14 protein-coding genes and 1 other annotated feature are annotated in these 14,716 nt (G+C 38.3%); of the genes, 11 read left to right on the top strand and 3 right to left on the bottom strand.

What is annotated here, in order from left to right; all coding sequences use genetic code 11:
* The first annotated feature begins 67 nt into the window (after positions 1-67).
* On the top strand, positions 68-829 hold the full coding sequence (locus tag O2Q26_RS13120; protein ID WP_289216330.1) for a YjbA family protein: 762 nt from the start codon (positions 68-70) through the stop codon (positions 827-829).
* 28 nt (positions 830-857) lie between these two features.
* Here the strand turns inward: O2Q26_RS13120 and trpS are convergent, their stop codons facing one another.
* Both trpS and O2Q26_RS19070 read right to left on the bottom strand, forming a co-directional pair.
* Positions 858-1,856 (bottom strand): tryptophan--tRNA ligase, encoded by a 999-nt coding sequence (gene trpS / locus O2Q26_RS13125; protein WP_289216331.1) that lies wholly within the window; start codon positions 1,854-1,856, stop codon positions 858-860.
* A 51-nt stretch (positions 1,857-1,907) separates the two neighbouring features.
* Positions 1,908-2,097, bottom strand: a binding site (T-box leader).
* A gap of 59 nt (positions 2,098-2,156) precedes the next feature.
* The gene (locus tag O2Q26_RS19070) at positions 2,157-2,582 is read right to left on the bottom strand and encodes a DUF3899 domain-containing protein (protein WP_352232247.1); all 426 of its coding nucleotides are present in this window, start codon (positions 2,580-2,582) and stop codon (positions 2,157-2,159) included.
* 348 nt (positions 2,583-2,930) lie between these two features.
* On the opposite strand from O2Q26_RS19070, the gene O2Q26_RS13130 reads away from it, so the two are divergent.
* The 8 genes from O2Q26_RS13130 to spxA all read left to right on the top strand — a co-directional run bounded on the left by O2Q26_RS13130 (position 2,931) and on the right by spxA (position 11,740).
* Positions 2,931-4,607 carry a peptide ABC transporter substrate-binding protein gene (locus tag O2Q26_RS13130; protein WP_289216332.1) on the top strand — a complete coding sequence of 559 codons (1,677 nt, stop codon included), beginning with the start codon at positions 2,931-2,933 and terminating at the stop codon, positions 4,605-4,607.
* Between the two features lie 161 nt (positions 4,608-4,768).
* Positions 4,769-5,695: an oligopeptide ABC transporter permease gene (gene opp3b / locus O2Q26_RS13135; protein ID WP_289216333.1), complete on the top strand. Its 927-nt coding sequence runs from the start codon at positions 4,769-4,771 to the stop codon at positions 5,693-5,695.
* 7 nt (positions 5,696-5,702) lie between these two features.
* Positions 5,703-6,836 carry an oligopeptide ABC transporter permease gene (opp3C, locus tag O2Q26_RS13140; RefSeq protein WP_289216334.1) on the top strand — a complete coding sequence of 378 codons (1,134 nt, stop codon included), beginning with the start codon at positions 5,703-5,705 and terminating at the stop codon, positions 6,834-6,836.
* A gap of 16 nt (positions 6,837-6,852) precedes the next feature.
* Positions 6,853-7,911, top strand: a complete 1,059-nt coding sequence (locus tag O2Q26_RS13145; protein ID WP_289216335.1) for an ABC transporter ATP-binding protein — start codon at positions 6,853-6,855, stop codon at positions 7,909-7,911.
* Entirely contained in the window at positions 7,908-8,849 is a 942-nt protein-coding gene (locus tag O2Q26_RS13150; protein ID WP_289216336.1) for an ABC transporter ATP-binding protein, read from the top strand. Before O2Q26_RS13145 ends, O2Q26_RS13150 begins: the two co-directional genes overlap by 4 nt.
* 175 nt (positions 8,850-9,024) lie before the next feature.
* The gene (locus O2Q26_RS13155) at positions 9,025-10,230 is read left to right on the top strand and encodes a putative glycoside hydrolase (RefSeq protein ID WP_289216337.1); all 1,206 of its coding nucleotides are present in this window, start codon (positions 9,025-9,027) and stop codon (positions 10,228-10,230) included.
* Between the two features lie 229 nt (positions 10,231-10,459).
* Positions 10,460-11,044: a GNAT family N-acetyltransferase gene (locus O2Q26_RS13160; protein WP_289216338.1), complete on the top strand. Its 585-nt coding sequence runs from the start codon at positions 10,460-10,462 to the stop codon at positions 11,042-11,044.
* Between the two features lie 300 nt (positions 11,045-11,344).
* The gene (spxA, locus tag O2Q26_RS13165; RefSeq protein WP_253935964.1) at positions 11,345-11,740 is read left to right on the top strand and encodes a transcriptional regulator SpxA; all 396 of its coding nucleotides are present in this window, start codon (positions 11,345-11,347) and stop codon (positions 11,738-11,740) included.
* A gap of 39 nt (positions 11,741-11,779) precedes the next feature.
* Here the strand turns inward: spxA and O2Q26_RS13170 are convergent, their stop codons facing one another.
* Positions 11,780-12,442 (bottom strand): TerC family protein, encoded by a 663-nt coding sequence (locus O2Q26_RS13170; RefSeq protein WP_289216339.1) that lies wholly within the window; start codon positions 12,440-12,442, stop codon positions 11,780-11,782.
* 284 nt (positions 12,443-12,726) lie between these two features.
* On the opposite strand from O2Q26_RS13170, the gene mecA reads away from it, so the two are divergent.
* Entirely contained in the window at positions 12,727-13,428 is a 702-nt protein-coding gene (mecA, locus tag O2Q26_RS13175; RefSeq protein ID WP_289216340.1) for an adaptor protein MecA, read from the top strand.
* A gap of 86 nt (positions 13,429-13,514) precedes the next feature.
* Complete coding sequence (locus O2Q26_RS13180; protein ID WP_289216341.1) at positions 13,515-14,657, top strand: competence protein CoiA; 1,143 nt, start codon at positions 13,515-13,517, stop codon at positions 14,655-14,657.
* The last annotated feature ends 59 nt before the right edge of the window (positions 14,658-14,716 follow it).

Consider the following 14,716-nt stretch of genomic DNA (forward strand, 5'->3'; position numbering starts at 1 on the left):
AATAAAAAACCCAGCATTGGTCATAATGTAACCTAAAGAGCTTACGGTAAGAAAGAGAGGTTGCGCTATGTTATACATGCATGACTTATGGGTGAATTGGTTCGAAGGAGAAGAAAATGGATACAATGTTTGTCATTTTCATGAATGGCGTAAAGAAGATGGAATTGAACTCGTTGATCAAATACCGTTATTAGTCATTGAAGAAGAATTATTTAGATTCATCGAGAATGATCTCCAGGAGCTCCCGAAGGGTCTGTTAGATGATGTTCATAAACGGACATATATGAAGAAAAATCAAGAAAGAAAAACAATCGATTATGCAGCTGTTGTCACAGACGGGAAAAGTGTATTAGTGTTCGATACATTAGGTTATTCTCTTCCAGTGAAAAAAAGCCGGCTCATTCCAAGGCAGGAACGACTAGTTTTTGATATGGTGGAAGGAAAACGCGCATCCATCTACCATTTAGAGAATCCGGCACCTAAAGAATATCATATTCTTTCATTGTCTCCAGAAAAAATGGCTGGACTTACTCGGAGAGAGCGCCAGCTGAAACAATTATTGATGATGGCTCTTGATCACTTAAGACACTCGGATCATCCAGAAGAAGTAGGGTATTGGCTGACAGAGTGGGATCCTTCCCAATATGGAATAATAAAAGGATTGACCGCGGAATCGGCATGGCACCGTCTTTATTACGGAGCTATTGAAGGATGGAGCCAGCAGCATGAAGATCTTTGTGGAAAACTAATAAAGGGCCAGCCATTTTTTGAAACGATGTGGCAATCAGAAAATCAAAAAAGCACCCAGCATTTAAATAGCCAGAATTGAGGTCTATACTCAATTCTGGCTTTAATTTTTACTTTTTCTTTTTAACGCGGCCCAATCCCATAGCTTTTTTTGCTTTAGCAAGCATTTTATCAGCCTGGAACGAAGCATTTTCAGCACCTTGATCCAATATTTGATCCAATTCCTCTGAATTTATAAGTTCGGCGTACCGCTCCTGAATCGGTATGAGAACATTAACGACGGCCTCAGCTACTCCAGCCTTAAAGTCTCCATACCCCTTACCTCGGTATTTATCTTCGAGGCTAGCGATGGATTGACCTGAGCATACTGATTCGATCGTAAGAAGATTCGAAACACCAGGCTTCTCGGCCTTATCGTATTTTACAATCCCTTCTGAATCGGTCACTGCACTTTTTATTTTTTTAGTGATTTTCTTCTCATCATCCAGCATTGAAATGAAAGCCTTTTGATTTGTATCCGACTTACTCATCTTTTTCAAAGGGTCCTGAAGAGACATGATTCTTGCGCCTTCTTTTGGAATACTTACCTCAGGTATTGTAAAGATATCATTGTACTTGTTATTAAAACGCTGAGCTAAATTACGAGTCAATTCCAAGTGTTGTTTCTGATCTTCTCCTACAGGCACAATATCCGTTTGATATAGCAATATGTCCGATGCCATAAGGGGAGGATAGGTCAGAAGTCCAGAAGAAACGGCATCTTTACCGCCGGCTGATTTATCTTTGAACTGGGTCATTCTCTCAAGTTCTCCTATATAACTGACACACTGCAGCATCCATCCTAATTGAGTATGTGCAGGTACTTCAGATTGAATGAAGAGAGTTGAACGAGTTGGGTTTATACCTGACGCCAAATATAATGCTGCTAAAGATTTAATGTTATCTCTCAATTCTAACCTGTCTTGAGGCACTGTAATCGCATGTTCATCGACAATGCAGAAATAACAGTTATACTCATCCTGCATATCAACAAAATGCTTCATAGCCCCTAAATAATTTCCAAGCGTTAATGTACCGCTTGGCTGAATTCCAGAAAAAATTGTTTTCAATTCCATCACCTCATTAAAATTTATAAAAAAAACTAATCATCTCTTCCTAATGGAAGGGACGATTAGTTCGCGGTGCCACCCTAATTACTTTTTTTAAAAGTCAGCTCGATTCCGTTAACGCCGGAGATACGCATATACTCGAAAGCCCCAATTCATCATAATGTGCCTGGCTGTTTCCACCACCCACAGCCTCTCTATGAAGACACCATCATAACTACTTTTGCTTCTTCATCGCATTACAATATTCTAAATCCTGTTCAAATTATAGAATATACATAAAGCCAATGCAAGTTCTTCTATTTAATAGTAATAAGCCGCTAATAAAATTAGCAGAGTAAGGAGCATAGCGCTTCCTTGAAAAAGAAAAAAATTGACGTTTTTTCTTTTGAAAAATTTAGACGGAAGAGGTTTTTCTTCAAAGTCGTCCATATAATCACTATTTTTAGTCGTTCGATTTGCAACTCTTCTGAAACTATATGTTATGGCGTCAAAAAAACCACCCTTAATAATCCAAAGAAGTAACCCTATGAAAAGGTAGAAAAAGCAAAAATAAAATAGAATATCAATTAGCTCAACTAGTTCGTAAGAAGACGAAAAAAGCAAAAATATGAAGGCGATCAGAACGAAATTGATAACAGTAAAAACCCATTTATTTTGTAATAGAATCAATATTAAACACACCCTTAATGAATATAAAACGCACTTTATTATACCATCGTATAACATTTTGAGCTTTAGTAAAGGTGAAATTAATAACAGAAAATTCAATATAACCAAAATATTGCATAGCCTATGCAAAATAACCTGCAGGTGAAACTTATATATATGACATATTGTTATTCCTAGTTATTATTTATTCTCCATGTTGAATAATTACAGAATATTAATCAATTAAATTGTAAAATAAACTAGGTAAATAGTCTTATTTTGTGTCATGTGAACGTAATAATAAAGGGGTTTCTTTAACATTTTAGAAAAAAAGGAATGCAAAATAGTTAGAAAACTTGTATAATTCGATATGTGGACAAATTGCCACATCAAAATTTTAGATTTTTAGGGGAGGTCATTTTCTACATGAAAAAGGCAAATTGGTTATTGCTAGTGCTAGTGTTAGCGCTAAGCATGTTCCTCGCAGCATGTTCAGGCGGCGATGATTCAGATACTGGATCAGACGGCGGCGATGATGGCGGCGACGGAGGAGAAGAATCATCCGGGGATAGCGAACAAGTACTTAACTTAATGGAATCTGCTGAGATTCCAACTATGGATGCATCAATGGCAACAGATGCCGTTGCATTCCAATGGTTAGGGTCAACTACAGACGGTCTTTATCGTCTTGGATTAGACGCTCAGCCAGAACCAGCAATTGCTGAAGATCACGAAGTTAGTGAAGATGGACTTAATTGGACTTTCAATTTGCGTGAAGATGCAACTTGGTCTAACGGAGATCCAGTTACAGCTAACGATTTCGTCTACGCTTGGCAGCGTGCTGTAGATCCAGACACTGGCTCTGAGTACGGACCATACATGCTTGGAGGAGTAATTGATAACGCAACAGAAATCGCTGATGGTGAAACACCGGTGGAAGAGCTTGGTGTTGAAGCAACAGATGATTATACCTTAGAAGTTACACTTGAAAAACCAACTCCATATTTTGAATCAATGACTGCATTCGGTACTTTCCTTCCATTGAATCAAGCTTTTGTTGAAGAAGCTGGAGAAGATTACGCACTAGAAGCAGATACTCTACTTTCAAATGGACCATTTATGTTTACTGAGTGGAACCAGGGTGAAGGTTGGACTCTTGAAAAGAATGAAGATTACTGGGATGCTGATAACGTTCAGCTAGAACAAATTAATGTAAGTGTAGTAAAAGAAACTTCATCTGGTGTTAACCTTTACAATTCTGGAGAAGTTGATCGTACGGGTCTTACAGCTGAATTTGTAGATGAGTACCGTTCATCTGAGGAATTCCGTGTTGAAGAAGAACCGACATTATTCTACTTGAAGATGAACCAGGAAAATGAAATTCTTTCTAATGTAAATGCTCGTAAAGCTATTCAAATGGTAATTGATCGTCAGTCTATGGTTGATACAATTCTTAACAACGGATCAGTTCCAGGTGTTGGTGATATTCCTCATAACTTCACTTCACATCCTGAGACTGAAGAAGACTTCCGTGAAATCAACGGTGACCTAGTAGAAACAAATAAAGAAGAAGCACAAGAACTTTGGTCCACAGCTAAAGAAGAACTTGGTATTGAGGAAGCAGAAATCGGCTACTTAGGCGGAGATACGGAAACGTCTAAGAACTTGGATGCTTACCTTAAAGCACAACTTGAAGAACTTGAAGGACTTACTGTAAATGTACAGGCTGTTCCTTTCCAAGAACGTCTTGACCGTGATACTGCAATGGATTACGATCTTCAGAACTCTGGATGGGGTCCTGACTACATCGATCCAAACACTTTCTTAAATATGTGGGTAACAGACGGTGCTAATAACAAGACTGGATACTCAAGTGAAGAATACGATTCTCTTATCGAAGAAGCGAATGACGAACTAGCTCTAGAGCCAGTTGAACGTTATGAAAACTTCCTGGAAGCAGAGAAAATCCTTATTCAAGACGATGCGGTTATCGCACCACTTTATCAAAGAGCTACAGCTTACCTTTGGAGTTCCTCAGTTAAAGATGTAGGAGTTAACCCAATGGGAGCAGATTTCAACTACAAGTACGCTTATAAAGAGTAATAAAACAAGCCCAGAATCGGCTAACTAATAGGGGAGAGAGTATATGTCCAATTGTTGGCGTATACTCTCTTTTTCCCTGTTAATAGAATATTCCGATAATATAAAAATTTCAGTTAATTCATTTAACATCAATGACAGAGATATAATGAGGAGGTGCTTCAATGGCACGTTATATTACCCAGAGGTTAGTGTATTTGGTTATTACGATGTTTTTAATTGCAACCTTTACGTTCTTCTTGATGAAATTCCTTCCAGGTACTCCATTGAGTGCAGCAGATAGGTTATCGGAGGAGCAGCAAGCCATTGTGTTAGCGAAATATGGATTGGATGACCCTGTTCCCGTTCAATATTTTAATTATATGGTTAACTTAGTACAAGGTGATTTAGGGATATCTTTCCAGTTTGATAATCGTGAAGTGACCACCATTATCCTTGATAGAATTGGTCCTTCTTTGCAAATAGGGTTCCAAGCCATGATAGTTGGTACAATCTTAGGAATGTTATTAGGTTTAGTATCAGCGATTTATCATAATGGATTTTTAGATTATGGATCTACATTCACAGCGGTATTAGGTCAATCGATCCCATCTTTCGTATTTGCAGGGATCCTTCAGTATTTTGTTGGCGTAAAGCTAGGATGGTTTCCGGTGGCTCTATGGGGAACTTGGGAACACACAGTGATGCCTACGATTTCACTAGCCATATTCCCGCTCGCAATTGCAGCCCGCTTTATGCGAACAGAGATGCTTGAAGTAATGGGGTCAGATTATATTACAACAGCTCGTGCAAAGGGAGTTAACAAGTTTGGTGTCGTGTTTAAGCATGGAGTACGTAACGCTTTAATCCCTCTAGTTACTGTTTTAGGTCCTTTAGCTATCGGTTTAATGACAGGTACTCTTGTTATTGAGAACATCTTTGCTGTCCCTGGAATTGGTGAACAGTTCGTTAAGTCTATCAATACGAATGACTTTCCAATAATAATGGGAACCACGTTGTTCTTTGCATTCTTTTTCATCTTAATCGTTCTGGTTATTGACTTACTATACGGAGTCATTGATCCGCGAATTCGACTGGCAGAAGGAGAGTAGTACCTATATGGATAATGACAAACCAAATAAAGACTTATTCGTACCTGTAGATACACGACAGGACGATAGTGAAAAGATTAGTAGGCCGAGCTTATCGTTTTGGCAGGATTCGTTTATTCGTTTACGAAAAAATGTTGGAGCAATGATCGGATTAGTTGTTCTTATTATTCTAATTGTAATGGCGGCGATTGGACCCTCGTTAAACGAATACGATCAATTCGAACAAGATTTATCGAGGGCAAAAATGCCTCCTAAGGTAGAAAATATGGGATGGCTTGGAATGGATGGGACTCTCAGCACGGTGCAAACAAACGAATCTCTCGAACAAGCAGAAACCAATGCATTGATGCGTTTTAATAATGACGAAGATCATATTGAGACAACAGTTCTTAATGATGGAAGCAATGGTGAACCTGCAGAAGTGGAAGCTGTCTATGATATTTATGCTGCAAAAGACATGGAAGGACAGAATTTCTGGTTCGGAACGGATGGGCTTGGTCGAGATTTATTCACTAGAGCCTGGGAAGGAACAAGAATTTCATTATATATTGCCTTTTTAGCAGCAGCGATTGATATGGTTATCGGTGTAGCTTATGGCGGCATTTCAGCTTACTATGGTGGACGAGTAGATAATGTTATGCAGCGTATCATTGAAATATTAGTCGGAATACCTAACCTTGTGGTTGTTATCCTTATGATTCTCATATTAGAGCCTGGGATAATATCAATTACGATAGCCTTGACGATAACAGGTTGGATATCTATGGCCCGTATAGTCAGGGGGCAGATTCTTAAGCTGAAAAACCAAGAATTTGTCCTTGCCTCTCGTACTTTAGGAGCTCCGGATGGTAGAATTTTAAGAAAACATTTGATTCCAAACGTATTAAGTTTAATTATAATTAATACAATGTTCACCATACCAACGGCCATATTCTTTGAAGCATTTTTAAGCTTTATAGGTCTTGGACTTCCAACACCACTGGCGTCTCTAGGTACGCTTGTAGAAGATGGATTCCAGTCGTTGCAAATTTACCCACACATATTATTATTCCCTGCGATTATTATTTCATTGATCATGATTGCGTTTAATATGTTGGCTGACGGTCTTCGAGATGCATTTGATCCGAAGATGCGCGAATAGGAGGTAAGTGTAGAAAATGGACAATTTATTAGAAGTGAAAAATATGCACGTATCCTTTGACACTTATGGTGGAGAAGTACAAGCTGTGCGTGGAGTCAACTTCAGTGTTAAAAAAGGTGAAACTCTTGCAATTGTTGGGGAGTCGGGATCAGGTAAGTCGGTAACAACTAAAGCTCTTATGAAGCTGATTCCAATGCCTCCGGGTCGAATTAAAGAGGGTGAAATTCTTTTTGAAGGTCGCGATTTGGCAAAATTGAGTGAAAAGGAAATGCAAAAAATTCGTGGTAAAGATATCTCGATGATCTTTCAAGACCCTATGACATCTTTAAACCCAACGATGAAAGTCGGGAATCAGATCATGGAAGGTCTGATTAAACATCAAAAAATGAATAAAGCTCAAGCTAAGAAGCGTGTAATGGAATTACTGGAGCTAGTAGGTATCCCAGATGCTGAAAGCCGAATTAAACAGTATCCTCACCAGTTTTCTGGTGGGATGCGTCAGAGAGTAGTTGTAGCAATCGCTCTCGCCTGTAATCCTAAACTGTTGATAGCTGATGAACCGACAACCGCTTTAGATGTTACCATTCAAGCTCAAATCATTGAATTAATGAAAGATATACAGAAAAAAACAGACTCAGCTACTATTTTCATTACTCATGATTTAGGAGTTGTAGCAAACGTAGCTGACCGAGTTGCCGTAATGTATGCTGGAAAGATTGTAGAAATCGGAACAGTAGATGATATCTTTTATAATCCGAAACATCCATATACGTGGGGATTGCTTGGCTCTATGCCTTCTTTAGATTCAGAGGATGCTGAGTTATACGCGATCCCGGGCTCACCTCCGGATCTATTGAACCCTCCAAAAGGAGATGCATTTGCTCCACGTAATGAATTTGCAATGCAGATTGATAAGGAGCAGGACCCGCCATTGTTCAAAGTATCAGACACACATTATGCGGCAACTTGGCTGCTGCATGAGCATGCGCCAGACATTGACCCACCGGAAGCGATCAAGAAACGAGTGGCTGGTATGGCCACAAGCTCAAATAGTGAGAAAGGTGATCGTTTATGAGTCAAGAAAAATTAGTAGAAATTAAAAATTTAAAACAGCATTTCAAAACCGGCCGCAACAGCGTGGTAAAGGCTGTAGATGGTTTGAATTTCAGCATTTATAAAGGTGAAACCTTTGGGCTTGTAGGTGAGTCAGGCTGCGGAAAGTCTACGACCGGCCGCAGCATCATCCGCTTATACAATGCTACAGATGGTGAAGTTCTATTTAATGGTGAAAATGTTCACGGGAAAAAGAATCGTGAGCAGTTAAAGAAATTTAACCGCGAGATGCAAATGATCTTCCAGGATCCATACGCATCTCTCAATCCCCGCATGAAGGTCGTGGATATCATTGCGGAAGGAATGGATATCCATGGATTAGAAGGTGACGTCAAAGCTCGAAAAGCTAAAGTGGAGGAACTGTTGGAAACAGTTGGCTTAAATAAGGAGCATGCAAACCGATATCCTCACGAGTTCAGTGGGGGACAGCGTCAACGTATCGGGATCGCAAGAGCACTTGCAGTAGATCCATCTTTCATTATTGCTGATGAGCCAATTTCTGCACTTGATGTTTCCATTCAGGCTCAGGTAGTCAACCTTCTGAAACAGCTCCAGGAGGAGAAGGGCTTAACTTATCTATTTATTGCACACGATTTATCAATGGTTAAGTATATCAGCGATCGAATAGGTGTAATGTATTTCGGAAAAATGGTAGAGCTTGCTGATGCAGATGAATTGTATAAGAATCCGATGCATCCATATACTCAGTCGTTATTATCTGCCATACCTCTTCCTGACCCTATTTATGAACGTTCGCGTGAGAGGTTCACATATGATCCAAACGATCATGATACTAGTGAAGAGCCTGAATTCAGAGAAGTTCGTCCGGACCATTGGGTATTATGCACAACAAAAGAATTTGAGAATTATCAAAGAGAATACAGTACAGTGACCGAGTGACATGATAATTAAAATGAAAAGGGCCTTACGCTTATGGCGGTAAGGCCCTTTTTTTAAGTGGTTACTATTGGCAAAAATTGAAAAAAACGTAAAAAAAATAATGCAAGACTATTCATTACATACTATTCTCTTATATAATAGAATTAGAAAATTACAGATTGGAAGAAGGGGTTAGATGGGGAAAAGTTATTTTAACAAAATTATTTTTGCATGCCTTTTATTTTTTACTTCTTTACTGCTATTTAATGTATCAGATGTCGAGGCTCAAATGGAGGCAAAGAACCATTCTGGAAAAGACTTGAATTTGCAAACCTTGGATATACCAGATAGGATTGCCCGCTTTGTATTTGATGCTGGTTTGGATTTTGAATATCCCGATGCTGTTAGAGGGATTTATGTCACCGGTCCTTCAGCTGGTGGTGCAAAAATGGAAGGGCTGACCGAACTTGTAGAAAGCACGGATTTAAATGCAATGGTGATCGATGTCAAAGAAGATCATGGGAACATTTCATTTGAACCGCACGAAGATTCACCTTATGCAGATATTGCAGAGCCATACATAAATGATCCTAGAAAAATGCTCGAAGAGTTACAAGAAAAAAATATATATCCAATTGCTCGTGTGGTTGTGTTTAAAGATAATTTATTAGCTGAAGAACGACCGGACCTCTCCTTTCAAAAAAATGGTGAGGTGTGGAGAAACAGTCGAAATGAAGCTTTTGTAAATCCTTTTAAGAAAGAAGTATGGGAATATAATTTAGAGATTGCAAAAATGGCTGCAGAATTAGGGTTCCAGGAAATTCAATTTGATTACGTCAGGTTCCCTGAGGGATTTGAAAATCGTGATGAAGAGCTGCAATATGATGAAGGAGAATATGCAGATTCTGAAGAATCTAATATTAAAAAACGTGTGAGCGCTGTAACTGATTTTGTGGAATACGCCCGTCAGGATTTAAGTGATTATGATGTTGATGTTTCAGTAGATATATTCGGTTATGCTGCAACAATTGAGGAATCACCGGGCATTGGACAGAATTTTTCACAAATTTCTAGTAATGTAGATGTTATTTCTTCGATGATTTATCCGAGTCATTGGGGACCTTATTTCGGTATTGATAAACCTGACACAGAGCCTTATAATATCATCGATGAATATTCAAAGGTAGAAAACAAAGTACTTGGTGCATTAGAAGAAGCTCCCGTTTCCCGTCCATGGCTGCAGGATTTTGAAGCACCTTGGCTTTATTCCGGACCGACATTCCAATATGGTAAAGCCGAAGTGGAAGACCAGATACGAGCATTAAATGACAACGGAATTAAAGAGTATTTATTGTGGAATGCCACGAACAATTATACAAAAGGTGTAGATTATACTCCTTAAGAGTAGGCAGCCTTCAAGTTTACCTGCCAGGTTTTAGTATTACAAACATATTGGAAATTATCTCGCATCGATCATCGACCGGTGCGAGATTTTTTAATATTTTTAAGTGAAATCACTATGGATATTTCCCCCATTTTATGCAAACAATAGATTTTGTAACCGGTATCAATTTAACAATGAATCAAGAATCAGTTATAATGTAATTATCAATTTATAAGGGAGTAGATCAATGAGTTGGTATAAAAAGCTTAAACAATACTTTCCTGTAGAGGAAATGAAATCTGAAGAACATATGGAAACTCTTTTAAAAGAAAAAAGCGATGTATATTATAAAGATGAAGGCGAGCATCACGTTTTAATGTATGCTGAGTTCAATTCTTTTATTTTCATTGATTACGTCTACGTATCATCTGATGCAAGAGGTCAAGGCTTAGGCCACCAACTAATCGAAAAAATGAAATCGAAGGGTAAACCGATCATCCTGGAAGTAGAACCTGTCGATTATGAAGAAACTGATACAGCGAAACGTCTTCATTTTTATCAAAGAGAAGGCTTTGAGCACGCTCAATCTATTGGTTATACCCGACGTTCGCTTGCCACGAATGAACCCAATCCAATGGAAATCCTCTACTGGTCTCCTGAAGATGCATCTGAAGAAGAAATTTATGAACAGATGAAAAGAATGTATGAAGAAATTCACACTTACAAAGATAGTGAGTTTTACGGAAAATCATATCAGCCTGTCGATGAAGTATTAACGATCGATGAAAAACGTGAAGCGGACGATATTTTAAAAGACTTGAAGAAATTATAACTCAGAAATCCCTGCCTTTTGTATTGGCAGGGATTTTCAATAACTTCGCATAGTTGAAAATGAAATTCTTCACAAAATTCTTCAGGTTTTAGGTTTGAATACCTCGAAATTGTGGTAAATTACTGTATAACACTTTATTTTTACAGTTTAATCAATAATGTAAACCTTTTAACACATTGCAATATAGATTTTAGTTGACAAATGTGTTATAGTAAATATATAAGATTAGATTATACTAATTTTAAATTAGGTTCTTTTAAATAATGCATTACAATAAATCTCGAGGAGTGAAGTATCTGTATGGTAACACTTTATACCTCACCAAGTTGTACATCTTGCCGAAAAGCAAAAGCGTGGCTTGAGGAACATAACATTCCTTATACTGAAAGGAATATTTTCTCCGAACCTTTAACTATTGATGAAATTAAAGAAATTCTGAGAATGACTGAAGACGGTACAGAAGAAATCATTTCTACTCGTTCTAAAGTATTCCAAAAGTTGAAAGTTGATTTTGATCAATTACCTATGCAAGATCTTTTCGATCTTATTCAAGAAAATCCCGGATTGCTTCGACGCCCGATCATCATTGATGATAAGCGCCTTCAAGTCGGATACAACGAAGACGAGATTCGCCGCTTTCTGCCGAGAAGTGTTCGTACTTTCCAGCTTAAGGAAGCTCAGCGTCTTGTCAATTAATATCAAAAACTGTCCCGACCAAAAATCGGAACAGTTTTTTTATTTTTCAATAGCTTGTCTGTTATAAAAATAACCTATAGATATCGTTACAAGGACCATCATCAATGGAAATAAAGTGAGCATAGGATTCACATGATAAAACAATTCCGATATGTTTGGGTCCTCCAGTATCATTTCTCCAGCTGTAAATGCTAATATCCCTGCTCCGATGTAGACTAAAATAGGGAATTTTTCCATGAGTTTTAAAATGATGCGACTGCCCCAGATGATTATGGGCACAGATATTAGTAAGCCGAAAATCACTAAAGTGATATTTCCGTGTGAGGCTCCTGCAATGGCCAGCACGTTATCGAAGCCCATGACAATATCTGCAAAAACAATGGTTTTTATGGCACTGAATAAGCTGTCACCGCTTTTAATCGAAGCGGTGTCTTCATTATCAATCAACAGCTTAATGGCGATGTAAATAAGCAGCACTCCGCCAATTAATCGCAGATAAGGAATGTGTAGAAGGTATAAAGCGACCATCGTGAGCAGCACTCTTGATACGATCGCCAGTCCGGTTCCTATTAAAACAGCCTTATTCCGCTGCTTAGGGGGAAGGTTCCTACTTGCAAGTGCTATGACGACAGCATTATCTCCACCTAAAATAATATCGATGCCTATAATGATCAGTATAGGCTCAAGCATGTCCCAATTCATAAAAAAACAACCCCTCCAAGTAGTGACAAATTTCAAAAAATAAGCTAGAATGGAAAGCCAACCTTAAATAAAAAAGATGATCTATGGCTTGTTTTCTGGTTATCCGCTGATTCGAAGCAATTTGTTTTCCATTTTCGTATTCCTGTCATACAATAGAAGTACATCAATCCTTACGCTATTGCATCACGAGGGTTAAAGCTTTAACCTGAAGGGTAAGTTATTTATAAGCGATTTAGGGTTTACGATCCCTTCCGCCTACAAATCGATAGAAGGGAGAGAGAGAAATGGAAATCGAACGCATTAATGAGAACACTGTTAAATTTTATGTTTCCTATCACGACGTAGAACAGCTAGGCTTTGACCGCGAAGAGATATGGTATAACCGCGAACGCAGCGAACAGCTTTTTTGGGAAATGATGGATGAAGTTAATGACCAAGAGAACTTTCAAGCTGACGGTCCGCTTTGGATTCAAGTTCAAGCAATGGACAAAGGGCTAGAAGTGATCGTTACTAAAGCGCAGGTTTCCCAAGATGGTCAAAAGCTCGAACTCCCTAGTGATGAGGGTAAATCAATTGATGTACCTGTAGACGAAAACCTTGATAATCTACTTGACGATAAATATAATTCAGATGCAGAAGAATCCACAAATGATCAAGATGAATCCGATGAGGACGATTTAGCTCCGCTTAATTTCACTTTACGCTTTACTGACTTTGAAGATGTCATTCAATTAAGTCACTATATGGATAATAAAGCGAATCTACTTGATGACGCATTGTATCATTTTGAAAGTGCTTATTATTTATATATTCAGTTCAACGATGAAAATATGAGTGATAATGAACAAGAAAATATTCTTAGTCAGTTAATGGAATTTGGACATGAATCCTCTGTAACGATTTATCGTCTTCAGGAGTATGGAAAATCAATATTTGCTGAGCAGGCACTTCAGCAAGTGAAAGAACATTTCCCAGCTGATAAGTAAACGCGCACTTTATGTAGTGCGCTTTTTTTTGTTTATTAAAGGGTTTTACGTAGTTATGTCGAATGTACGAATAAAGGAGGTGACGTATGTTCTACGCATATAATGAGAATGGCAAACTCTCTTCTTTATTTCAGGAGCCTGCATCTGTTCTCCAACAATTAAAAAAAGAATCTTCATTTTACTGCCCCACTTGTAAAGAACCCCTCATCGTAAAATCTGGTAGCAGCACGACCCCTCACTTTGCGCATTTTCCGTCCAGCACTTGTGAAATTAAAAATCGTGGTGAAAGTGAATATCATGAATCAGGTAAATGGCTGCTTTATAAATGGCTGTCTTCCCAGGGTTTTAAGGTAGAAGTCGAAAAATTTTTACCTGGGATTCAGCAGCGACCTGATTTGTTGTTCATAGTCAATAGCAAAAAGGTCGCCGTAGAATTCCAATGTGCAACTATTCCAGTATCTGTTATACAGAAAAGAACAGAAGGTTTCAGAAAGGAGGGGATTTTCCCTTTGTGGATTCTGGGGAAAAACCAGTTGAAACGAAAAGGTGAATTTAACCTCATCTTGAATGGCCTTCATAAATCTATAGTATATAAAATTCACGGTCAGTATCGGATGTATTTTTTGGATGTAAATGCAAAAGCTATCATTGAAACACACACGTTAGGAAGCTATTCCTCTTCTAAACACTTTGCTGCATTTAAAAATTACCGTCTTCATTCATCTTCATTCCCTCAATTATTTACTCCCTCTGTTTCTTCTGTTGAATCTCTATACCCTTTGTGGGAACAAGTACTGTACCGCTACCGTACAATTTATCGTAAACACGCGAGCAGCCGGGAAAAGCAATGGCGACAGTCTTTGTATTTGAAGAGCTTACACTATTCTCTGATACCGAGCTTGTGTTATCTTCCTGTACAAGGGCAGGTTCTCGCAAAAGTTGAGCCCTATATTTGGCAGACACGCTTCATTACGGATTCATTCTGTCATACAAAAATCGGAGAGGTGATTACATTTACCGAAATAGAAACCATAAGTACCGTAAATGAAGAATCGCCGAATGTACTACAGGAATATATGGATGTCCTCGAGAAGTTTGATATTGTAACTAGGATGAGCGATAAAGGGTGGATAAAGTTAAAAGAAGTTTTATTTCACAACAACGTACATGAGGCAATTTCAGAAGACAGATGGGTTGTAAGCAAATTAAAGCAATTCAACATTTTATAGGAAAAGGCAGGATTTCTACTTTTCATCTAGAATAATTTAGTGTGACGAAATACTTTCGA

Origin of the sequence: Halobacillus campisalis (assembly GCF_030345335.1) — a bacterium.
Lineage (GTDB): Bacteria > Bacillota > Bacilli > Bacillales > Halobacillaceae > Halobacillus_A > Halobacillus_A campisalis.

Bases quoted from the DNA above. Each gene is read 5' to 3' on its own strand.
- mecA (WP_289216340.1), top strand. From the start codon at position 12,727: ATGGAAATCGAACGCATTAATGAGAACACTGTTAAATTTTATGTTTCC.
- O2Q26_RS13180 (WP_289216341.1), top strand. From the start codon at position 13,515: ATGTTCTACGCATATAATGAGAATGGCAAACTCTCTTCTTTATTTCAG.
- spxA (WP_253935964.1), top strand. From the start codon at position 11,345: ATGGTAACACTTTATACCTCACCAAGTTGTACATCTTGCCGAAAAGCA.
- O2Q26_RS13170 (WP_289216339.1), bottom strand. From the start codon at position 12,442: ATGAATTGGGACATGCTTGAGCCTATACTGATCATTATAGGCATCGAT.
- opp3b (WP_289216333.1), top strand. From the start codon at position 4,769: ATGGCACGTTATATTACCCAGAGGTTAGTGTATTTGGTTATTACGATG.
- O2Q26_RS13160 (WP_289216338.1), top strand. From the start codon at position 10,460: ATGAGTTGGTATAAAAAGCTTAAACAATACTTTCCTGTAGAGGAAATG.
- O2Q26_RS13150 (WP_289216336.1), top strand. From the start codon at position 7,908: ATGAGTCAAGAAAAATTAGTAGAAATTAAAAATTTAAAACAGCATTTC.
- O2Q26_RS19070 (WP_352232247.1), bottom strand. From the start codon at position 2,582: ATGTTATACGATGGTATAATAAAGTGCGTTTTATATTCATTAAGGGTG.
- O2Q26_RS13155 (WP_289216337.1), top strand. From the start codon at position 9,025: ATGGGGAAAAGTTATTTTAACAAAATTATTTTTGCATGCCTTTTATTT.
- O2Q26_RS13145 (WP_289216335.1), top strand. From the start codon at position 6,853: ATGGACAATTTATTAGAAGTGAAAAATATGCACGTATCCTTTGACACT.
- opp3C (WP_289216334.1), top strand. From the start codon at position 5,703: ATGGATAATGACAAACCAAATAAAGACTTATTCGTACCTGTAGATACA.
- O2Q26_RS13130 (WP_289216332.1), top strand. From the start codon at position 2,931: ATGAAAAAGGCAAATTGGTTATTGCTAGTGCTAGTGTTAGCGCTAAGC.
- O2Q26_RS13120 (WP_289216330.1), top strand. From the start codon at position 68: ATGTTATACATGCATGACTTATGGGTGAATTGGTTCGAAGGAGAAGAA.